We start from the raw sequence: 20653 nt of genomic DNA, 5'->3' as shown, positions 1-20653 counted from the left end.
CCGGTCATGGGGGGAGCCGGACAGTCCCCTGCTGTTCGGTGAAGGCCCGCGGCTTCGGCTGCGGGCCTTTTTCATTCTGCCGGGGAACCGGTGTCATCGAGGCGTGAGCGGTGTCCGGCAGAGTCCTCGTCAGCCGGTTCGGAGGAGTCAGACCTGGGGGTGGCTCGACGGAACAGCGGTGCGGCCGCCTCCCTCTTGGCCGCATCGATTTCGGTTCCCGGCGAACGGAAAGGGCCCGCGGCATCAGCCGCGGGCCCTTTCCAGTCACTGCGTCTAGTCCGGCGAGATCCAGGCGAACTGGATGCGCTGCTGACCGTGCTTTCGGGTCACCATCGTGCCCCGGCCAGGAGGCTGCGGCGACGGCTTCAGGTTGCCGACGATGTTGCCCTCCTCCTTCGAACCGGAACCCACGAAGATCGGCGCCGAGATCTCCTTCAGCTTGCCGATGATCGGGTCGTACATCGCGCGGGAGGCACCACCCATGCGGCGGACGACGATGACGTGCAGACCGACGTCCTTGGCCTGCGGGATGAACTCGGCCAGCGGCTGCATCGGGTTCGCGCCACCCTGCGGAGCGACCAGGTCGTAGTCGTCGACGATGACGAAGACCTCCGGGCCCTTCCACCAGGAGCGGTTCTTGAGCTGCTCCTGCGTGACGTCCGGACCGGGCATGCGGCCCGCGAGCGAGCCGCGGATCTCCTGGACGTTCTGCGTGAACTGCGGGCCCGACACCGCGTAGCTGAGCAGGTGGTCGGTGTCGATGAAGCCGAGCATCGTGCGGCGGTAGTCCGCGAGCAGGATCAACGCCTCGGACGAGGTGTAGCTCTGCATGATGCCGCGGACGATCGTGCGCAGGATGTTCGTCTTGCCCGACTCGCCGTCGGCCAGCGCGAAGAAGTGCGGGTCCGCGTCGAAGTCCAGGTAGACCGGCGCGAGCTCGTCCTCGTTGACGCCGATCGAGACCAGGCGGCCGCGGTTGGGGGCGACCTGGTCGACGTGCGCCATGAACTGCCCGTAGTCGAGCAGGTCGGGCAGCATCCGGACCTGCGGGGCGTGCGGGCCCTGCCACGCCTGGTTGAGCTTGCCGCTGAGGTCCTGGACACCCGCCGTGACCGTGCTCGCGTCTTGCGAGGTGTCGATGCGCGGCAGACCCACGAGGTAGTGCAGCTTGCGGCCCGTGGCGCCGTCGATGGTGATACCGCGGCCAGGGCGGCCCGGCGGCACGTTGACCGCCACCTTGCGGTCCACCTCGGACTCGCTCGGGTCACCGAGCCGCAGCTCGAAGCGCGTGCCGAGGAGGTCCTTCATGGCGGGCCGGATCTCCGCCCACCGGCTCGCACCGACGATCACGTGCACGCCGTAGGACAGACCCTGCGCGGCGAGCGCCTGGACCTGCGGCTCGACCATCTCGAACTCCTGGCGGAAGTTCATCCAGCCGTCGATGATCAGGAACGCGTCACCGAAGGCGTCGTCGTGGATCTCGCCACGGCGCTTGCGGTTGCGGAACTCGGCCAGCTCGATGCGCTGGTCGCGCCAGCGCAGCTCGCGCTCCGCGATCAGGGTCTGCAGCTCGGCCACCATGCGGCGGACCTTGTCGACGTCGAGACGACCGGCGAAACCACCGACGTGCGGCAGGTCCTCCATCGCGGCGAGCGAACCACCACCGAGGTCGATGAGGTAGAACTGCACCTCCTGCGGCGTGTGGGTGAGCGCCATCGACGCGACGAGCGTCCTGAGCATCATCGACTTGCCCGACTGCGGGCCACCGACGATCGCGCCGTGACCGGCGGCACCGGAGAAGTCCGCCCACAGCAGGTCGCGACGCTGTTCGAACGGCTTGTCGACCACGCCCATCGGGATCTGCAGCGTGCTGTTGGCCGGGTAGCCCGGCGACGTCAGACCGCGGTCCGGCGTCACGTCGAGCGGCGGCAGCATCGTGTCCATCGTCGGCGGCTCGTTGAGCGGCGGCAGCCACACCTCGTGCGCGGGCGGGCCCTGGCCGACGAGGCGGTCGACGATGAGCTCGAGCTGGGTCGGCTCGTTCGCGTCCTCCTTGACCGGCGCGGCCTCGACCTTGACCGGCTCGACCGGGCGCTCGGGCTCCTTCGGGATCTCGATGAAGTCCGGCACGAAGAACCGCGGCCGCTTGTCACTGCGCACGGCCACCGACTCACCGGCGGACTGCATGCCGGCGGGACGGTAGGTGCCCGAGACGTAGAGCGCCTTGAACCTGGTCAGCGGCATGCCCTGCACGCTCAGGTAGCCCGAGCCCGGGATCGGCGGCAGCTCGTAGGCGTCCGGCACACCGATCGCCGCACGGGACTCCGCCGCGTTGAACGTCTTCAGGCCGATCCGGTACGAGAGGAACGTGTCCAGACCGCGCAGCTTGCCTTCCTCGAGCCGCTGCGACGCGAGGAGCATGTGCATCTGCAGCGACCGGCCGACACGACCGATCTGGAGGAAGATGTCGATGAAGTCCGGCTTCGCCGTCAGCATCTCGGAGAACTCGTCGATGCAGATGAACAGCGCGGGCAACGGGTCGAGCTGAGCGCCGTTCTCACGGGCCTTCTCGTAGTCCCAGACGTTCTTGTAGTTGCCCTTCGCCAGCACCTCCTGACGACGCGACACCTCGCCCTCGATGGCGTCCTTCATGCGGTCGACCAGGCTCAGGTCGCCGGCGAGGTTGGTGATCGTCGCGGCGACGTGCGGTGCCTTGTCCAGACCGAGGAACGTCGCACCACCCTTGAAGTCGACGAGGATCATGTTGAGCGCCGTCGACGAGTGCGAGGCCAGCAGGCCGAGCACCAGGGTGCGGAGGAACTCCGACTTACCGGAACCGGTCGCGCCGATGCACAGGCCGTGCGGGCCCATGCCGTCCTCGGCCGCTTCCTTGATGTCGAGCTCGACCGCCTGGCCGTGCTCGCCGATGCCGAACGGGATGCGGTAGCGGTCGCGCTTGGGCCGGGGCCGCCACGCCTGCTGCACGTCGAACGTGATCGGGTCGCCGGGGATGCCCATGAACTCGAGCAGCGGCGGGTTGTTGGTCATCGCCAACGGGTCCTCGCCCGAGTCGCCACCGGCCTCACCGGCGGCGCCCATGCGGTAGGGCGACAGCCTGCGGGCCAGCGCCTCGGACTCCACGACGGTCAGCCGGTCCGGCGCGCCGAACCACTCGACACCGCTCGCGGAACGGGCACCCAGCTGGTTGTTCTCGACGACCAGGCGCAGGCCGCGGCGCGCCGTCAGGTTGCCCAGGCACTCGTTGAGGTCCAGCAGCGTGACGCCGACCAGACCCTCCTCCAGGATGATCATCTCTTCGCGGCTGATGTCGCCGTCGTCGATGACGATCACGATGTGCGGCTGGTCTGGCGGCGGCGGGGCGTTGCGGGTGAACCGCTGGCGGTCGCGCAGGTTCTCGTCCAGCATCGCCTCGATCTCGGCGAGCGAGTTCGCCATCATGCGGCGCTGGCCGATGCCGTCGATGTCGGTGGGGTGCTGCGCGTGCGGCAGCCACTTCACCCACTCCCACAGCTGCTTGGTGCGGCCCGCGCTGACGACCGCGATCAGCAGGTCGTCCGGGGCGTGGAAGGTGACGAGCTGGGCGAGGAGGGCGCGCGCGAGGTCGCGGCGGTCCTCGATCTCGCCGAGCAGGCCGACCGCGGCGAACCCGCGCAGTGCGATGGAGATCGGGAGGTCGGGCACGAGCGAGTGGGCGCGCACGAAACGGCGCAGCGCCAGCGTCGCGATCGGTTCGAGCTCCTCGACGGGACCGGTCTGCGGCGGCACCAGACGGGTGGCGAGGCGCTGCGAGCCCCGTCCCGCGCGCAGGTGGCAGAAGTCCGGGTCGTTCTGGCGGCGTTCCCACATGCGGCGGGTGGTGGCGAGCGACCACAGCATCTGCGGGTCCGGGTGGACCCACTCGCGTTCGGCGCGCTGCTCGTCGGCTGCCTCGCGGGCGCGGTCGCGCATCTGGCCGAGGTACCGCAGGTAGTCCTTGCGGTCCTCGTTCATCTCGGCTTTCTTCTGGCCCTTGCCCGAGCCCATGCCGCTCGCCATCATGCCGATGGTCGAGATCATCATCATGCCGGGCATGATCATCGCCGCGGGCTGCCGCGGCATGAACACGAGCATCATGCCCATCATGCCCATGGACGCGACGATCATGACGACGGGCATCGCCTTCATCATGATGTTGCCGGGGATGATCCGGGGGACCTCGGGTGGCGGTTCGAGGTGTACCTCACCGCCGGGAGGCCGGGGAGCAGCAAGGCGTGCCGTTCGCTTGAACTGCAGCGTGCTCAACTGACAGGCACCTCTTCGACTCGTTACGCCACCAGTAGCAACCGACACTATTGCGCATCCGCGCGCGTCACGAAGGTGGGTCGAGAAAAAACCCAGTCGAACGTGTTCCGCAAACGACACGTGCAAGAGACGTCGGTGCGGCCATACTAGGGCCGCCCGGCAACCGTCCGAGTGGACCAATAAGGTCGGGCTCATTGTTTGCAAGGCTGATCTGACTTAGGGGGCCCTGGTGGCGACCGGTACGACGGTGTTCAGCCGTGTCACGGTGGTGGCACCTCGGACGCGTATCGACGTCGCGCTGCCTGCCGATGTGGCGGTGGCCGATCTCCTGCCGATGCTGCTGGACATGGCGAGAGAGGCCACTCCGGACGGTGGCGTCCGGCACGGTGGCTGGTGCCTCGCCAAGCTCGGCGACAACCCGCTGGACCCGGCTCGCACGCTGGCCTCGCTGGGCGTCGTCGACGGTGAACTGCTGCAGTTGCGGCGCCGCAACGAGAATCCGCCGCCGCCGTTGTACGACGACGTCGTCGACGCGATCGCGGAGTCCGATCCGGACTCGTTCCGGCCCTGGACCAAGGAGACCGCGCAGCGGTTCGGTCACCTGGCCGGCGCGCTCGCGCTGATCGCGTCCGCGGTGGCGTTGTTCCTGTCCGGGCCGCTCGCGCAGGGCGACTCCGGCAGCGGGCTCGCGGCCGCCATCGCCGGTGGTGTCGGCGCGATCGCCATGCTGGCGGCGGGCGCGACCATCGCGCGGGCCTACAGCTCGGCGTCGACCGGTGTGCTGATCGCCGCGTGCGGTTCGCTGCCGCTGGCGTTCGTCGCGGGCTTCCACGCCGTACCCGGTGTGGGCTTCAACCCGAAGATGCTGCTCGCCTCCGCGTTGATGATGATCTTCGCGTGGGGCGGGATCCTGCTGATCGGGCAGGGCATCACGGTGTTCATCGCCGCGGCGACCGGCGGCACGCTCGTGGCGCTGGCGTTCCTCGTCGCGACGTTCGTCGAGCACCCGCTGTCCGGTGTGGCCGCCGCGACCGGTGCAGTGGCACTCGCCGCGCTGTCCATGCTGCCGAGGCTGACGCTTCAGCTGGCCAAGATCCCGCCGCCCGTCGTGCCGACGAACGCCGAGGACCTCAAGGAGGACAGCGGTTTCCCGGAGTACGCGGTCATCGAGCGTCGCACGGCCGTCGCGCACGAGTACCTGACCGGCATGATCATCGGCACCGGCGTGGTCGCGGCACTGGCCGCCATCGTCGCCGCGTCCGCCGACACGGTCTGGGGCCCGATCTACGGTGTGATCGTCGCGATCGTGCTGATGATGCGCGGCCGGGCGTACGCGAACGGCGCGCAGGCGGTGGCACTGCTGTCGACCGGCATGTTCGCCAGCGCCGGCATCCTGATCGGCTGGCTGATCTCGTCGACGTCGTTCAACCGCATCGCGTTCGTCTTCGGCACGCTGCTCGTGCTCGGCGCGCTCGCGCTGGTGCTCGGTGTGATCTTCCCCGGCCAGAAGTTCTCGCCGCCGTTGCGCCGCACCGTCGACATCATCGAGGCGATCCTGATCGCCTCCGTGCTGCCGCTCGCGCTGGCGGTCATGGACATGTACCAGGTGTTCCGAGGCCTGATCACGCTATGAGGACCGGCATCAGGCGCACCACGGCGGCAGCGACCGCCGGACTGCTTCTGCTGACGGGGACGCTGCCTCAGGCCTCCGCTCAGCCGTCGTCCACACCGGCGACCGCGCGGCCGAACTCGGTGCCACCGGACCTGCCGCCCGGCACCGGCGCACCCGCCGACACGGGCGCACCGGACGTCAAGTACAAGCGCACCAACAAGGGGTGCGTGGAGTCCGACGCCAAGAGCGAACTGATCGAGTACATGCCCTGGGGCCAGGTCTACCTGAACCTGGATCAGGCGCACCGGTTCGCCAAGGGCAAGGGCATCAAGATCGCGATCATCGACACCGGTGTCGACCCGCGCAACCCCCGCTTCGGCGGCAGGGTCCAGGGCGGCGGTGAGTACGTCTTCGGCAACGCCAACGGCACCGACGACTGCGACGGCCACGGCACCGAGGTCGCCGGCGTCGCCGCCGCGGCCAAGACCGAGGGCGACTTCGTCGGCGCCGCACCGGAAGCGACGATCCTGGCGATCCGCCAGACCAGCGACCGCTTCGAGTTCGAGGGCGACGCGAACAACGAGAAGCGCGCCTCCGCCGGCAAGGTCGGCACGTTGGCGATGGCCATCGTCCGCGCGGCGAACCAGGACGCCAAGGTCATCAACATCTCGCTGACGAACTGCAGCTCTCCCAAGGGCTTCAGCGCGGACGACCAGAAGCTGCAGGCCGCGATCCGGTACGCCGTGGACGTCAAGGACGTGGTGATCGTCACGGCGGCCGGCAACCTGAGCGACCAGGGCACCGGGTGCGCGGCCCAGAACAACAACCTGGACCCGAACACCGTCAACTCGGTGTCGTCGCCGGCGTGGTTCGCGAACGACGTGCTGTCGGTGGGCTCGATCGCGCGCTCCGGCGACGTGTCGTCGTTCAGCGTCTGGGGCCCGTGGGTCAGCATCGCCGCGCCGGGTGAGGAGATCATCTCCGTCGACCCCAAGGGCACCGGCCTGACGAACGCGAACGTGACCGCGCAGGGCGTGCAGGACATCAAGGGCACGAGCTTCGCGTCGCCGTACGTCGCGGGCATCACGGCGCTGGTGCGCGAGCGGTTCCCGAATCTCAAGGCGCGCCAGGTGATGGAGCGTCTCAAGGCCACGGCGCTGCACCCCGGTGGCGTGACCGGCAAGGACAACAAGGTCGGCTTCGGCATGATCAACCCGGTGGCGGCGCTGACCGCGGTGCTGCCCGCCGAGGCCGCCGGTTTCAAGACGCAGCAACCGCGAGAGCTGAACACCAGCGTCACCCCGCCGCAGGGGCTCGACTGGCCGCCGATCATCGTGGCGCTGAGCGGCATCGGTGCCGGTGGTCTCCTGCTGGCGCTGACGTTGTTCGTCCGCAACTCGCTCAACCGCAAGCGCAGAAGCACCGCATAGCGTTCGAGACGCGACGAGAAGGGCCCCGCCGGAACTCACCGGCGGGGCCCTTCTCGTTGTCCGGCAGGACTTTCAGTCGTCGTCGCCGATCGTCTTCGGCGCGGCCTTCTTGGGTTTGCCGAGCAGATCGTCGATCGAACCGGTGAGCCGCTGCTTCGGCTTGTGCTCCTTGTCACCGCCCTGCTGCCCGCCACCGCCCATGGCACCCATCATCGGCGCCATGCCGCCGCCCATCATGCCGCCGCCGGGAACGGCCCCAGAACGGCCACCAGCGGCCGCGGCGGCCTGTCCGGCCCCGGCACCCTGCTCCGCCACCGGAACCTGCTCAGCGACGCCGGTGGCGCCTCCGAACTGCATCGGCTGCTGGGCCGCCGCGGCAGGAGCGCCGACCGAGCCGACTCCACCGGCACCCACACCGCCGCCACCGCCGCCGACCGAGCCACCGCCCGGCGAGGCACCGCCTGACGAAGCGCTGCCCGCGGCGGCCGTGGCCGAAGCCTTCGCCGGTTCGGGCAGTGTGGTCTCGGGCCTGGCAGGCGGCGTGTAGGTCCAGTTCTGCTCGGGGTACCTGTGCTCCATCCGCACGGACTCGAAGCCGCCGGCCTCACCGGACACCCCGTCGCACAGCTTGAGAAACGCCTCCAGCACCTGCCGCGCGGACTCGTGCAGCTCGCGGACCGGGTCCTTGAGCTCCTCGATGTGCCTGATCGCGCGCTGGTCGCCCTCCATCGGCAACGCGGCCGTGCCGGACACCGAGTCGGCGGCGTCGGCGAGCACGTGCGCCATGTCCTGCACGATCACGCGAACGCCGTCCGCGGTCTCCTCCAGCGCGTCCGCCATCGCGTTCATCGCGTCGGACATGTCGCCGCCCGCGAGACCCACCTTGCGCATGTGGTCGAGGAACGCGTCGGCGTCCTTGCCCTCCCACCGCGCGTCGACCCCGCCCAGCGGCTCGGTGACGTGCTTGTTGACCGCCTCGGTCACCTTCGCGGCCTTGCGCCAGCGTTCGGCTTCCTCGCGCAGGTCGTTCCAGTCGCCCACCAACGGGTCGAAGTAGTCGTGCACGAGGTCCACGACACCGAGCTTGCGGCTCACCCGCGAGAGGTAGTCGAGCTCGGGACCGACCTCGGCCGCGATCTGCCTGCCGTCCTTGGCCACAGCTCCCCCTACCGCCGGTCGGCCTTCTTGATGGCCTGCACGCTCTCGTCGTCGCCCTGCCCGTACTGCAGGGCGACGGCGTGCAGGCCCTTCGAAGCCGCGTCGAGCGCGTCACAGGCGCGGCCGAGCTGCGAGTTGAGCAGCTCGGCGGCACGCGCGTAACCCTGAGCGGTACCGACGGTTCTGCCGATCTCGCCGAACGACTGCGGGCGCAGCGGGGACACCTTCATGGCGTCCCGCACCCGCCTCAGATCGTCCGTCGTCCCGTCGATGCGGTCGGCGTACTTCTCCAACCACTCGGCATCGACGCTGATCCGACCGGCCACGACTGGTCCCCCTACGAACTCCCGGGTGCATTTCGTCCTGTTCGACGGTGATGCACCCGGCGCGGTTCCGCTACTTCTGAACGGCCGCCTGCGGATCCTTGATGGTGCCCTTGGGCGCCGGGATCGAGTCGTAGCTGCGGTTGGCCTCGTTCTTGTTGAGCTGCGGCCCCATCGGCAGCAGGCTCAGGATCTGGTTCGGTGCCGGCGGGAACGTCCCGTCGAGACCCAGCGCCCCCGCGGTGCCGCCGTCCGGAACTCCGTAGCGGACGCCGCGACCCGTGACGACCTGGACCGGTCCGGTGCCGAAGTCGCCCTTGCCCTGGCTCGCCCGCACGACCGCGGCCTTGCCCGGCAGCATCAGGAACTGGTCGATGATCTCGCCCGCCGCACCCGGCGCGTTCAGCTCCACCGGGGTCATGTCCTTGGGGCCGGGCAGCTTCGAGCCGATCGTGACCGTGGTGTGCTCGGCCTTGGTCTGCTCGGTGTAGTTGTCGGCCTTCCAGCCCAGGCACAGCACGGTGTTGCCGGCGTTCGCCTCGAGCGTGGTGGGGATCTGCTTCGGGAAGGAGTCGAGCTTCAGCGGGTTCTTCGGGTCCTTGTGGTTCGCGATCGCGCTCGGCGAGAGCTTGATCGCCTGCTTGTTGTTCGAGTACGCCCAGCGCAGCAGGTCGCCGACGGTCTCCTCGACGGTCTGGAAGCCGTCCTCCAGCGCCACCATGGACTCGAAGCCGTTCTGCCGCTCGACCTGGACGACCTCACCGATCTTGACGTTGGTCTCGGTGATGTAGGTCGCCTGCTTGCCCTGGTTCGGGATGATCGGCGCGGCCAGCGGGGAGACCTCGGGGATGGTGGTGAGCAGCGCCGTGCTGATCGACCGCGCCTGCTTGCCGCCCAGCTTCAGGGCGTTGACCACCTTGTCGTTCTTGAGGTCCACCTCGGCGCGGACCGTCGACGACGAGATGTCGGTGCGACTGTCGGGCTTCTTGTAGATCAGGTAGGCCTTCTTGGCGCCGGTGCGCTGCTGCACCAGCACGGCCTCCTCGCCCAGCTGGGAGTTGCCCTCGCTGACGCCCGCGATCACGGAGGTCTTGATCTGGTTCTCCGCCGCCTGGTTCTCGCGGAACTCGTCCAGGTTCAGGGTGTCGCAGACGGACCACTGCGCGTCGATGCGCAGGTTCTGCTTCGGCAGCACGTCCGGCGCGTCCGGAAGACCGGTGAGCCTGCCGCGCGGCAGGCTCGCCAGCGCCGACTCGCTCACGAGCTTCGGGGTGCCGCCGGCCGCTTCCTGCGGAGCGCCCGCGGTGCCGGCCGGTGCGTCGCCGCCGCCCTGGCCCTGCTGCGCGTCCGGGTTGTTGCGCGAGTACCAGAGCAGCCGGGCCGACGCCAGGTTCGTCATCGGGATCAGGCGCCTCGGCGCGCTGTCGACGACGTAGACCTGGCCGGTCTCCTTGCTGATGGCGATCTGCGTCTGGTCGTCGAGCCTCGGCGCCGGGCTGAAGAGCCCGATCACGAGGAACACGATCAGACCGAGGACGCCCAGCACCACACCCACCGCAGTAGCGCGCGAGTGGATGCTCATAGGGTCGTGCAGCATCACCGCATCTCTGCGGACAAGAGCTGACTGCATCCGCTTCAGGACGAATTGGTAGGCCTGGACCTGTGCCTTGGTCGTGGGTGTTGATGCCATTCTCGGCTCGCTGCTCTCCCAGTCGCGGTACGGTTCGGCAGGATAGCCGGACGCAGGTTGCTCCGTGGGCCGGTTCGCCAAGCCCACCGACCATCGAGGGGAAAGAGACCACAACGGATGTCCGTGACCACTCCACATCCGCCCCGGCCCAACCCAGGGATGGCACGGCCGCAGGGACCCGCAGGTCCTGGCCAGCAGGCACCCGCGCCTCCGCGTCCGGTCGGGCGTGTCCGTCGCAGAGCCGCGGGCGTGAGCCTTGGCTCGTTGCCCGTCTCGAACGTAGTCACGATCGAGGTCGGTCTCGCCATCGCCCTCCTCGTGCTCACGATCATGGGCGTCAAGGACGGCTCCGGCGCGCTGAACGTCGTCTCCGTCTCGATCGCCGGCGGTGTGCTCCTCATCGCACTGATCCTGGCGTTCACCCGATCGCGTGGCCGCTGGCTCACCCAGTGGATCGGCGTCCGCCTGCGCTACAACTTCCGGTCGCACAGCCGCACCGCGAAGCGCCAGGAGCAGACGGAGTCCAAGCTCGGTGACGACGAGCTTCAGGTGCTCGGCCCGGAGGACCCGCGCGTCGCGTTGCTGCGCCTCGCGATCCCGGACCTGGTGATCGCGAAGGGCGTCGACCACGAACGCCGTCCGCTCGCACTGTCGTGGCACGACGGCGTGTGGACCGCGGTGCTCCTGGTCGACCCGACACCGCCGCTGATCTCCGCGGTCGGCTCGGCGCCGTCACTGCCCCTGGGAGCGCTCACACCGTGCCTCGAGGACCGCGGTGTCGTGCTCGACGCGATCACCGTGATCTGGCACTGCTACCCCGGCAGCGCGGCACTTCCACCGAACTCGCCGGCCATCAGCTCGTACATGGAGGTGCTCGGCCCGCTGCCCGCGGCGGCCCGGCGCACCACGTGGATCACGGTCCGGCTGGACCCGCGCCGGTGCGGCGAGGCGATCCGGGAGCGCGGCGGCGGCGTCGTCGGCGCGCACCGGGCGTTGATCGGCGCGTTGTCCCGCGTCCGCAACGCGCTGGAGTCCGCCGGTGTGACGATCCGCCCGCTCGACTCGGACGAGCTGCTGCGCGCGGCGATCTCGTCGGCCGAGCTGACCGCGGCCGTCGGCAACACGAACCCCGTGTCGTTGCGGGAGAAGTGGGCGGGCGTCACCGCGGGTGGCGTCGGTCACGCGAGCTACGCGATCACCGGCTGGCCGTCGAAGGGCCTCAAGGGCAACCTGAACTCGCTGACCGGTGTGCGCGCTCTCTCGTCGACGCTCGCGATGTCCATCTCACCGTCCCGTGAGGACGGTCAGGTCTCGCTGCGCGGCCTGGTGCGGGTGTCCGCCCGCACGCCGAGCGAGCTGGACCGGGCCGAGGACCAGCTCTCGAAGCTGGGTGACAAGCTCGACATCACGCTGACCCCGTTGCGGGGCATGCAGCTCGCGGGCCTCGCCGCGACGCTGCCGCTGGGAGGTGTGGCATGAGCTCGTCCCGTCTGCTCGACACGCGCGGCCGAGGCGCGGTGGCACCGGAGTTCCTGGTGTCGCCGAACATGCTCGACCTGGTCAGCCCGAGCGGCGACCGCGGCGGCATGATGCTCGGCCAGGGCACGAAGGGCGAACCGCTCAGCGTGTCCGTCCTGCGCCCGACGCCGACCCGCATGGTGGTCGTGGGCGGCCTGTACCTGGCCCGCCAGATCGCGTTGCGCGCCATGGCGACCGGAGCGTGGATCATCATCGCGACGGGCCGCCCGCAGGCGTGGCAGCCGGTCGTGCGCGCAGCGGGCCAGGGCCCGGACGGCCGACCGTCTCAGTTGGTGCAGCTGCGCCGCCTGTCCCCGGCCGACCTCCCGCGCCCGACCGAGGACATGCCGCTGCTCGTGATCCACGACGGCGGCCACGTCCCGCAGGAGCTGTTCCCGCCGCGCGCACCGTGGCAGACCACGATGTACGTGCTGCCGTACCTGCACCCGCAGGCGTCGTCCACGGCGAACAACGCGGACCTCGTGCTGCTCCAGCGCCTCCCGATGGGCCAGGCCCAGCTAGCCGGCCAGATGTGGCGCCTGCGCCCGCAGATGTTCCAGCAGCTGACCCAGCTCAAGGACGACCAGGTCATCGCGATGGGCCAGGACATGTGGGCGCACCTGCGCCTCTACACGACCCCGGCCGAACAGCAGATCCTCGGAGCAGTCCGCCGAGGCGATTGAGAGTGCTTGCCGGCCGCTGCTCCGCAGACGGCGGCGAGTTCGCCTGCAAGTCGGTCGCACGAAATAGGCGAGACATGCGCCCCGAACGGACAACCGTTCGGGGCGCAATTGTTTTGTAAAGAGATCACCTGCACCAACTAATTCACAGGCCGCAGCAAATCTGTTGATTCGGCATTCGATGGCAATGTCGTGGACCGTCTTGTGCGAATTCAGTCCGCACCACTAAGAAAATTCTCACTGCACAACCCTGCGACGAGGGAGCTTGCTGCTATGGGAGAATCGTGGGCCAGACGAGCGGCCGGAATCGGACTGGTGGCGGGCACTGCGCTCGTCCTGTCGTCCGTCTCCGCCACCGCTGCGCCCGAGGGGGAGATTCGCAACCTCGGTGCGTCCAACGCGGTCAAGGACAACTACATCGTCGTGCTGAAGGACATCAGCACCTCAAGCGTGGAGAACCTCAGCGCTAAGTACGGCGCGAAGGTGAAGCACTCTTACAAGTCCGCTTTGCGCGGTTTCTCAGCGCAGATGTCCGAGACCCAGGCCAAGCGCCTGGCGGCAGACCCGGCCGTCGCCTACGTCGAACAGGACGGCGAGGTCCGCGCCTCGGACACGCAGACCCCGACCCCGTCCTGGGGCCTCGACCGCATCGACCAGCGCGCGCTCCCGCTGGACAACAGCTACACCTACCCGAACCGCGGCGCGGGCGTCACCGCGTACATCATCGACACGGGCATCCGCCTCACCCACACCGACTTCGGCGGCCGCGCGGTGTCCGGCACCGACACCGTTGACAACGATGCCGACGCCTCGGACTGCAACGGCCACGGAACCCACGTCGCGGGCACCGTCGGCGGCACGAAGTTCGGCGTCGCGAAGGACGTGAAGCTGGTAGCCGTCCGAGTCCTGAACTGCTCGGGCTCCGGCACCTTCGCGGGCGTCATCGCGGGCATCGACTGGGTCACCGCGGACGTCCAGGCCAACCCAGCCCGCAAGCCCGCAGTCGCCAACATGTCCCTGGGCGGCGGCGCCAACCAGACCGTCGACGACGCCGTAGCGCGCTCCATCGCCGCAGGCGTCACCTACGGCCTGGCAGCCGGCAACGACAACGGCGGCAACGCCTGCAACACGTCCCCGGCCCGCACCCCGGCAGCCATCACCGTCGGTTCAACGGACCGCACCGACGCCCGCAGCTCGTTCTCGAACCTCGGCACCTGCCTCGACATCTTCGCGCCGGGCCGCGACATCACCTCAGCGTGGCTGACCAACGACGAGGCCACCAACACCATCAGCGGCACCTCGATGGCCACCCCGCACGTAGTCGGCGCGGCGGCCGTCTACCTCGGCTCGGCCCCCACCGCCACCCCGCAGCAGGTCCGGGACGCCCTCGTTGACAACGCCACCTCCGACGTTGTCACCTCCCCCGGAACCGGCTCGCCGAACAAGCTCCTCCACATCACCGGCACGGCCCCTGGCAACCCGCCCGGCCAGTGCCCGGCAATCACCAACGACACCGACACGGCCATCCCGGACGCCAGCGAGGTCAAGTCCCCGATCACGGTCGCCGACTGCAACGGCAAGGCCAGCACCACCGGCTCCGTGAAGGTGGCCATCAAGCACACCTACCGAGGCGACCTGGAACTGTCCCTGATCGCCCCCTCAGGCACCGTGAAGATCCTGAAGGTCGCCAACGGCTCCGACAGCGCTGACGACCTCAACGCCACCTACGCCGTCAACGTGGCGGCCGAGGACGCCAACGGCACCTGGCAGCTGCGGGTCCGCGACCTCTACCGCCAGGACACGGGCCACATCGACTCGTGGACGCTCGACATCTAAGCCAGCCGCACCACCCCTCGGAGCCCCCGGTCCCCCCGCCGGGGGCTCCTCCCTTTCCAGAGGAGGGGCCAGCCGCACAGGGCTGAGCCGAACGGGGCTGGGGCCGAACTGGGCTGGGCGCAGGCAAGGCAGGGCACGGCTGGGCACGGCACGGCACGGCACGGCACGGCACGGCTGGGCTGGGCTGGGCTGGGCTGGGCTGGGACAAGCACGACAAAGCGGGGCGGAGGCGGGGCGGAACCCACACGCTCATGAGCACGCAGATCGCCCGCGATGCCGAAGGCGAGCCGTCCTTACCGTGCGGTCTGGGTGGGGTGGTTTCGTCACGAGTCGTGCCATAGCTCTTGCTGCATGCAAGGAGGGGTGTCAACTCGACACGCTTTTCGTCGAGTTGACACCCCTCCTTGCATGTGGCCCGCTCTTGGTACGGCTCGTGACGAAACCACCCCACCAACGCAACCACCAAAGCAACGCAACTCCGCCCAACTCAACAGGCGTGCCATCAACCCACGCACGGCGCAGGCCCCGGTTTTGGATCAGATTGGCGGGGTCTGGGGCGGAGCCCCAGGAATCAACGCAACGTCACGCCCGCACAGCAACCCACGCAACCCACACGCCAGCCGTCAACGCTCCAACGTACGAACCCGCCGAGTCGCCTCAGCCCGAGCCGCCAACTCCGAATCCCCAGGAAAATCCACCCGCACAAGGCACAACCCATGAGCAGGAGCCACGGTAACCCCGCTGGCCCGTCCACTCAGCGACAACAAAGACGAAGGCCACTCAACCGCCTTCCGCCCCTCCCCAACAGCCAGCAACGCCCCAATGAGCGACCGAACCATCGAGTGACAGAACGCATCAGCGGACACAAACGCCGTGATCACGCCATCAACCTCGGATCGCACCAGCTCAAGCCGCTGCAACTCCCGGATCGTCGTGGCCCCTTCACGCCGCTTGCAGAACGCGCAAAAGTCGTGCTCCCCCAACAAAAGCGCAGCGGCCACGTTCATCGCGGAAACGTCCAGCGGACGAGGCCAGGCAAGGGTGTCCAACCGCCGCAACGGATGCGCCCCGAAGTCAGCATCCGAAACCCGGTACTCGTAGTGCCGTCGCAAAGCCGAGAATCGCGCGTCAAAGGCGGCGGGCACCACCCGAGCAGCGAACACCCGAACATCCGAGGGCAACGCCCGAGCCAACCGCTTGGGCAACGCACCAACATCAACAGACGAGGGCAGATCAGCGTGAGCGACCTGCCCGGAAGCATGGACCCCGGCATCGGTACGCCCGGCCACGGTCAGCGAGACGTCCTCCCGCAACACCATCGAAAGCGTGTCCTCGAGAACGCCACAAACCGTCCGCCGGGAAGGCTGCCGCGCCCACCCGGAGAACTCGGTCCCGTCATATCCCAGGTCGAACCGCACACGAACAAGCCCGCCGCCCCCGGAACCGGGAACGACGGGCTCGTCAGACGTACCGATCAGGACTTGTCCTTCTCAGCGGACTCGTCCTTCGCCTCTTCAGCCTCAACGGCCTCAGCGGTCGGCTCGCCGTCAACCTCGACAGCGTCCTCGGCCTTGGTCTCGTCGGCGTCAGCCTCGACGACAGCGGCCTCGGCCGGCTTCTCGTCCTTGGCGAACTTGGTCTTGCGCGCAGCCTCGGCCTCGGTGGAGACGAGCTTCTGCTGCACCAGCTCGATGATGGCCATGGGGGCGTTGTCGCCCTTGCGCGCCAGCGTCTTGGTGATGCGGGTGTAGCCACCGGAGCGGTCGCTGAAGAACGGACCGATCTCGGCGATCAGCTTGTGGACGACGTCCTTGTCGCGGATCACCTTCATGATCTCGCGACGGTTGTGCAGGTCGCCGGCCTTGGCCTTGGAGATGATCTTCTCGGCGTACGGACGCAGCCGCTTCGCCTTGGCCTCAGTGGTCTTGATCCGGCCGTGCTGGAACAGCGCCGTCGCCAGGTTGGCGAGCAGCAGCCGCTCGTGCGCCGGAGACCCACCGAGCCGGGGGCCCTTGGTAGGGGTGGGCATCGCTTGCTCCTGTAGTAACTAAAAGAGATCCTCTAGCTCTGAATCAGAGCGTCAGAGCTGCTCGGTCTCCGCGTAGTCCTGACCGTCGTCGTGCGGGTCCAGGCCGGTACCGGCACCCCAGCCCGTGTCACCGGGGTGGTAGTCGGCAGCAGCCGCGGACGGGTCGAACCCAGGAGGTGAGTCCTTCAGCGCGAGGCCGAGGCCGACGAGCTTCATCTTGACCTCGTCGATCGACTTCGCACCGAAGTTGCGGATGTCCAGCAGGTCCGCCTCGCTGCGCGACACGAGCTCGCCGACGGTGTGAATGCCTTCCCGCTTCAAGCAGTTGTAGGAACGGACCGTGAGGTCCAGATCCTCAATAGGCATCGCGAACGCGGCGATGGTGTCAGCCTCGGCCGGCGACGGGCCGATCTCGATGCCCTCGGCGTCGATGTTCAGCTCGCGAGCGAGGCCGAACAGCTCAACCAGGGTCTTACCCGCGGAGGCAACAGCATCCCTCGGAGTGATCGAGGGCTTGCTCTCCACGTCGAGGATCAGCTTGTCGAAGTCCGTCCGCTGCTCAACACGCGTGGCCTCGACCTTGTACGTCACCTTGAGAACCGGCGAGTAGATCGAGTCGACGGGGATGCGGCCGATCTCGGCGCCCGCCTGCTTGTTCTGGACAGCCGGGACGTAGCCGCGACCGCGCTCGACGACGAGCTCGATCTCCAGCTTGCCCTTGCCGTTCAGGGTGGCGATGTGCAGGTCGGGGTTGTGCACGGTGACACCGGCCGGAGGCACGATGTCGCCCGCGGTCACCACACCAGGGCCCTGCTTGCGCAGGTACATGGTCACCGGCTCGTCCTCTTCGGACGAGACGACGAGCTCCTTGAGGTTCAGGATGACGTCGGTGACGTCCTCCTTCACCCCGGGAACCGTGGTGAACTCGTGCAGCACGCCGTCGATGCGGATGCTCGTGACAGCAGCACCGGGGATCGACGAGAGCAGCGTGCGGCGGATCGAGTTGCCGAGCGTGTAGCCGAAGCCCGGCTCCAGCGGTTCGATGACGAACCGGGAACGGGTCTCGGAGACCGCTTCCTCGGCGAGCGAGGGGCGCTGGGAAATCAGCACTGGGTTCTACCTTTCCGATCAACGACGCCCGCTATTTGACGCCGTCAACAACAGCCAGCCACGAGGACCGGCAAACGCACTCGGCACACCCTTCGCGCCGATGCGGGACCCGACCCAGGCCACCGTCCACAAGAGACGGTGGCCCGGAGAGGATCACTTCGAGTAGAGCTCGACGATGAGCTGCTCGGTGACAGGCGTGTCGATCTGCGCGCGCTCGGGCAGCTGGTGCACGAGGATGCGCAGGTTCGAGGCGACGACCTGCAGCCAAGCGGGAATCGGGCGGTCACCGAAGGACGCGCGCGCAGCCTCGAAGGGCAGCGTCGGCATGGACTTCGGCTTCACGTCGATGATGTCGAACTTCGACACCTGGTAGCTCGGGATGTTCACCTTGTGGCCGTTGACCAGGAAGTGACCGTGAGCAACCAGCTGACGAGCCTGGCGACGCGTACGGGCGAGGCCCGCGCGGTACACCACGTTGTCGAGGCGAGCCTCGAGGATCTGGAGCAGGTTCTCGCCGGTCTTGCCGGGGCGACGAACCGCTTCCTTGTAGTAGCGGACGAACTGCTTCTCAAGGACGCCGTAGGTGTAGCGAGCCTTCTGCTTCTCCTGGAGCTGCAGCAGGTACTCGGACTCCTTGACCCGACCGCGGCCGTGCTGGCCGGGCGGGTAGGGGCGGCGCTCGAACGCCTGGTCCCCACCGACGAGGTCAACCTTGAGGCGACGCGAGATGCGCGTCGCAGGTCCCGTGTAACGAGCCATTAGTGCTTACTCCTCCCCGTGCCTCAGACCCGGCGCCGCTTGGGCGGGCGGCAGCCGTTGTGGGGCTGCGGGGTCACGTCCTGAATGGTGCCGACCTCGAGACCGGCGGCCTGCAGCGAACGGATCGCGGTCTCACGGCCGGAGCCGGGACCCTTGACGAACACGTCCACCTTGCGCATGCCGTGCTCGGCGGCCTTGCGGGCGGCGTTCTCGGCAGCCATCTGCGCCGCGAACGGCGTGGACTTGCGCGAGCCCTTGAAGCCCACGTGGCCGGCGGACGCCCAGCTGATCACGTTGCCCAGCGGGTCCGTGATGGACACGATGGTGTTGTTGAACGTGCTCTTGATGTGCGCCTGGCCGTGCGAGACGTTCTTCTTTTCCTTGCGCCGGATCTTCTTGACCCCGGCGCCCGTACGGGACTTCGGTGGCAAAACGAGCTCCTAAGTTGAGGGCAGTAGACGCGAGGTCTTACTTCTTGCCGGCCTTCTTCTTGCCGGCGACGGTCTTCTTCGGACCCTTGCGGGTACGGGCGTTCGTCTTGGTGCGCTGTCCGCGAACGGGCAGGCCGCGACGGTGCCGAAGACCCTCGTAGCAGCCGATCTCCATCTTGCGACGGATGTCGGCCTGAACCTCACGGCGAAGGTCACCCTCGACCTTGTAGTTCGTCTCGATGTGGTCCCGCAGCTTGGCGAGGTCGTCGTCCGTCAGATCCTTCACCCGGAGGTCCGGGGAGATCTCCGTGGCGGCGAGCAGCTCCTTGGAGCGCGTACGACCGATGCCGAAGATGTAGGTGAGCGCGATCTCCATCCGCTTTTCGCGGGGGAGGTCGACGCCAGCGAGTCGTGCCATGTGGCGATTAACTCCTGTCGATTACTTCCAGGTCTGCTCCTCGCCCAATTCCGGTGACTGACTCGCTATGTCGTTCCGGCTGCTCTCACAGCCGGTGTCCCGGCCCCGGCCTGGAATCCGGGGGTGTCCGCACACTTGAAGCCCTGTGTGCGGTAGGTGCGAGGAGATTCTCGTTACTGCGTCATCGAGGATCTCGACGAGCGCGCGGTGGAGCTGCTCAGCCCTGGCGCTGCTTGTGGCGCAGGTTCTCGCAGATCACCATGACCCGCCCGTGACGGCGGATCACCTTGCACTTGTCGCAGATCTTCTTGACGCTCGGCTGGACCTTCACGCCTGAGATCTCCTGCTACTGGAGGTCACTTGTAGCGGTAGACGATGCGCCCGCGGGACAGGTCGTAGGGCGAGAGCTCCACGACAACCCGGTCCTCAGGGAGGATGCGGATGTAGTGCTGTCGCATCTTGCCGCTGATGTGCGCGAGTACCTTGTGACCGTTCTCCAACTCGACCCTGAACATCGCGTTGGGGAGCGGCTCGACTACGCGGCCCTCGACCTCAATGGCCCCGTCCTTCTTGCCCATGTCCTCCGCGTTTCGTGACAGTTGTAATAACCTTTGGACGCGCGTCAGCCCGGTTCGATCTCACCTGCAAGGGCATGACTGAACCGGCGCGACTGGTGCGCCACCTGACCAGTGTACGCAGTTCACTGCGGCAACCCAAATCGGGTCCGCTCAGGGCCGCTGTCGGGGTGCGCACCCCGTTCGAGCACGGGCCGCAGCCGGGCGATGTCGTTGATCTCGGACTCGTGCCTGCCGAGCACGGACTTCAACGTCCGCAGGCGTTGAGTGGCGGTCCTGGTCCCGTACGAGGTGTCGTCGGAACACCTCTGAGCTGCGTTGTTGAGCGCGGCGTCGCCGGATCCGATGCCGTAGCTCGCCAGACTCGGCTCGCCTGGTTCGCGCTGGACGAACCCCGCCCGGTCGAGGCAGTGCAGCAACGTCGCCGTGGCCGCCCGTGTCTCCGCGGCCTCCGGACCTGTCTGGAGCAGCGTGTCCCACTCCCGCACGACGGCGTCGTGCAGCACCGTGATGCGGCTCACGGCGTCGACGTACTCCCACGGCGCGGAGGCACGTACGCCGCCTCCGCACCCACCGTCGACCGGTGGCGGCGGGCTGATGAAGTTCGGACGCCAGACGACGACGTCGGAGAACGGCGGCGAGCAGCCCTCGGTCGCCGCGATGGCGTCGGCCAGGAAGATCCGGTCGGCGATCCGCTCCGCCGGCACGTCCTGGTAGGTGAAATCGGTGGCCGGCTTAGAGGCAGCACAGCCTGCGAGTGGAATCAGAAGGGCGGACAGGAC

The 20653-nt window shown here is 68.2% G+C and carries 18 protein-coding genes; 5 read left to right on the top strand and 13 right to left on the bottom strand.

Annotated features, from left to right (window positions below; genetic code table 11):
• Positions 1 to 273 precede the first annotated feature (273 nt).
• Positions 274 to 4302, bottom strand: coding sequence for a type VII secretion protein EccCa (gene eccCa / locus BM417_RS10865; protein WP_093591226.1), 4029 nt, complete (start codon positions 4300 to 4302; stop codon positions 274 to 276).
• Between the two features lie 229 nt (positions 4303 to 4531).
• On the opposite strand from eccCa, the gene eccD reads away from it, so the two are divergent.
• Together eccD and mycP are read left to right on the top strand one after the other, a co-directional pair.
• Positions 4532 to 5935 carry a type VII secretion integral membrane protein EccD gene (gene eccD / locus BM417_RS10860; protein ID WP_093591223.1) on the top strand — a complete coding sequence of 468 codons (1404 nt, stop codon included), beginning with the start codon at positions 4532 to 4534 and terminating at the stop codon, positions 5933 to 5935.
• The gene (mycP, locus tag BM417_RS10855) at positions 5932 to 7344 is read left to right on the top strand and encodes a type VII secretion-associated serine protease mycosin (protein ID WP_093591220.1); all 1413 of its coding nucleotides are present in this window, start codon (positions 5932 to 5934) and stop codon (positions 7342 to 7344) included. The genes eccD and mycP overlap by 4 nt, the downstream gene beginning before the upstream one ends.
• Positions 7345 to 7416: 72 nt before the next feature.
• On the opposite strand, the gene BM417_RS10850 is transcribed toward mycP, so the two are convergent.
• The 3 genes from BM417_RS10850 to eccB all read right to left on the bottom strand — a co-directional run bounded on the left by BM417_RS10850 (position 7417) and on the right by eccB (position 10515).
• Complete coding sequence (locus BM417_RS10850; RefSeq protein ID WP_093591217.1) at positions 7417 to 8502, bottom strand: WXG100 family type VII secretion target; 1086 nt, start codon at positions 8500 to 8502, stop codon at positions 7417 to 7419.
• Between the two features lie 8 nt (positions 8503 to 8510).
• Positions 8511 to 8828 (bottom strand): type VII secretion target, encoded by a 318-nt coding sequence (locus BM417_RS10845; RefSeq protein ID WP_093591214.1) that lies wholly within the window; start codon positions 8826 to 8828, stop codon positions 8511 to 8513.
• A 70-nt stretch (positions 8829 to 8898) separates the two neighbouring features.
• A complete protein-coding gene (gene eccB, locus BM417_RS10840; RefSeq protein ID WP_093593486.1) occupies positions 8899 to 10515 on the bottom strand; it encodes a type VII secretion protein EccB in 1617 nt (538 codons plus the stop codon).
• A gap of 159 nt (positions 10516 to 10674) precedes the next feature.
• Here eccB and eccE point away from each other — a divergent pair, with 159 nt between their 5' ends.
• The 3 genes from eccE (at position 10675) to BM417_RS10825 (ending at position 14549) form a co-directional block, all read left to right on the top strand.
• Positions 10675 to 11994 carry a type VII secretion protein EccE gene (eccE, locus tag BM417_RS10835; RefSeq protein WP_407656138.1) on the top strand — a complete coding sequence of 440 codons (1320 nt, stop codon included), beginning with the start codon at positions 10675 to 10677 and terminating at the stop codon, positions 11992 to 11994.
• A complete protein-coding gene (locus tag BM417_RS10830; RefSeq protein WP_093591208.1) occupies positions 11991 to 12716 on the top strand; it encodes a hypothetical protein in 726 nt (241 codons plus the stop codon). The genes eccE and BM417_RS10830 overlap by 4 nt, the downstream gene beginning before the upstream one ends.
• 270 nt (positions 12717 to 12986) lie before the next feature.
• The gene (locus BM417_RS10825; RefSeq protein WP_093591205.1) at positions 12987 to 14549 is read left to right on the top strand and encodes a S8 family peptidase; all 1563 of its coding nucleotides are present in this window, start codon (positions 12987 to 12989) and stop codon (positions 14547 to 14549) included.
• A gap of 623 nt (positions 14550 to 15172) precedes the next feature.
• On the opposite strand, the gene truA is transcribed toward BM417_RS10825, so the two are convergent.
• The 9 genes from truA to BM417_RS10780 all read right to left on the bottom strand — a co-directional run bounded on the left by truA (position 15173) and on the right by BM417_RS10780 (position 20578).
• On the bottom strand, positions 15173 to 15967 hold the full coding sequence (gene truA, locus BM417_RS10820) for a tRNA pseudouridine(38-40) synthase TruA (protein ID WP_093591202.1): 795 nt from the start codon (positions 15965 to 15967) through the stop codon (positions 15173 to 15175).
• 56 nt (positions 15968 to 16023) lie between these two features.
• Positions 16024 to 16578 carry a 50S ribosomal protein L17 gene (rplQ, locus tag BM417_RS10815; protein ID WP_093591199.1) on the bottom strand — a complete coding sequence of 185 codons (555 nt, stop codon included), beginning with the start codon at positions 16576 to 16578 and terminating at the stop codon, positions 16024 to 16026.
• 51 nt (positions 16579 to 16629) lie between these two features.
• Entirely contained in the window at positions 16630 to 17688 is a 1059-nt protein-coding gene (locus tag BM417_RS10810; protein WP_030478322.1) for a DNA-directed RNA polymerase subunit alpha, read from the bottom strand.
• A 153-nt stretch (positions 17689 to 17841) separates the two neighbouring features.
• Positions 17842 to 18447 (bottom strand): 30S ribosomal protein S4, encoded by a 606-nt coding sequence (gene rpsD, locus BM417_RS10805; protein ID WP_086669043.1) that lies wholly within the window; start codon positions 18445 to 18447, stop codon positions 17842 to 17844.
• A 23-nt stretch (positions 18448 to 18470) separates the two neighbouring features.
• A complete protein-coding gene (gene rpsK / locus BM417_RS10800) occupies positions 18471 to 18878 on the bottom strand; it encodes a 30S ribosomal protein S11 (protein ID WP_030478320.1) in 408 nt (135 codons plus the stop codon).
• Positions 18879 to 18915: 37 nt separating this feature from the next.
• Positions 18916 to 19296: a 30S ribosomal protein S13 gene (gene rpsM, locus BM417_RS10795; RefSeq protein ID WP_089915254.1), complete on the bottom strand. Its 381-nt coding sequence runs from the start codon at positions 19294 to 19296 to the stop codon at positions 18916 to 18918.
• Between the two features lie 217 nt (positions 19297 to 19513).
• A complete protein-coding gene (rpmJ, locus tag BM417_RS10790; protein ID WP_010148647.1) occupies positions 19514 to 19627 on the bottom strand; it encodes a 50S ribosomal protein L36 in 114 nt (37 codons plus the stop codon).
• Between the two features lie 25 nt (positions 19628 to 19652).
• Complete coding sequence (gene infA / locus BM417_RS10785) at positions 19653 to 19874, bottom strand: translation initiation factor IF-1 (protein WP_005166804.1); 222 nt, start codon at positions 19872 to 19874, stop codon at positions 19653 to 19655.
• Positions 19875 to 19996: 122 nt separating this feature from the next.
• Positions 19997 to 20578 carry a hypothetical protein gene (locus BM417_RS10780; protein ID WP_093591196.1) on the bottom strand — a complete coding sequence of 194 codons (582 nt, stop codon included), beginning with the start codon at positions 20576 to 20578 and terminating at the stop codon, positions 19997 to 19999.
• Positions 20579 to 20653: the final 75 nt, after the last annotated feature.

It is taken from the genome of Lentzea waywayandensis, assembly GCF_900115955.1.
In the GTDB taxonomy this organism is placed as follows: domain Bacteria; phylum Actinomycetota; class Actinomycetes; order Mycobacteriales; family Pseudonocardiaceae; genus Lentzea; species Lentzea waywayandensis.
The sequence above is the reverse complement of the archived record's forward strand: the minus strand, read 5'-3'. Positions and strand labels throughout refer to the sequence as shown.

Excerpts from the sequence above, each read along its gene's own strand:
- mycP (WP_093591220.1), top strand. The coding sequence starts at position 5,932 with ATGAGGACCGGCATCAGGCGCACCACGGCGGCAGCGACCGCCGGACTG.
- eccB (WP_093593486.1), bottom strand. The coding sequence starts at position 10,515 with ATGGCATCAACACCCACGACCAAGGCACAGGTCCAGGCCTACCAATTC.
- eccE (WP_407656138.1), top strand. The coding sequence starts at position 10,675 with ATGGCACGGCCGCAGGGACCCGCAGGTCCTGGCCAGCAGGCACCCGCG.
- BM417_RS10830 (WP_093591208.1), top strand. The coding sequence starts at position 11,991 with ATGAGCTCGTCCCGTCTGCTCGACACGCGCGGCCGAGGCGCGGTGGCA.
- BM417_RS10825 (WP_093591205.1), top strand. The coding sequence starts at position 12,987 with ATGGGAGAATCGTGGGCCAGACGAGCGGCCGGAATCGGACTGGTGGCG.
- rplQ (WP_093591199.1), bottom strand. The coding sequence starts at position 16,578 with ATGCCCACCCCTACCAAGGGCCCCCGGCTCGGTGGGTCTCCGGCGCAC.
- rpsD (WP_086669043.1), bottom strand. The coding sequence starts at position 18,447 with ATGGCTCGTTACACGGGACCTGCGACGCGCATCTCGCGTCGCCTCAAG.
- rpsM (WP_089915254.1), bottom strand. The coding sequence starts at position 19,296 with ATGGCACGACTCGCTGGCGTCGACCTCCCCCGCGAAAAGCGGATGGAG.
- infA (WP_005166804.1), bottom strand. The coding sequence starts at position 19,874 with ATGGGCAAGAAGGACGGGGCCATTGAGGTCGAGGGCCGCGTAGTCGAG.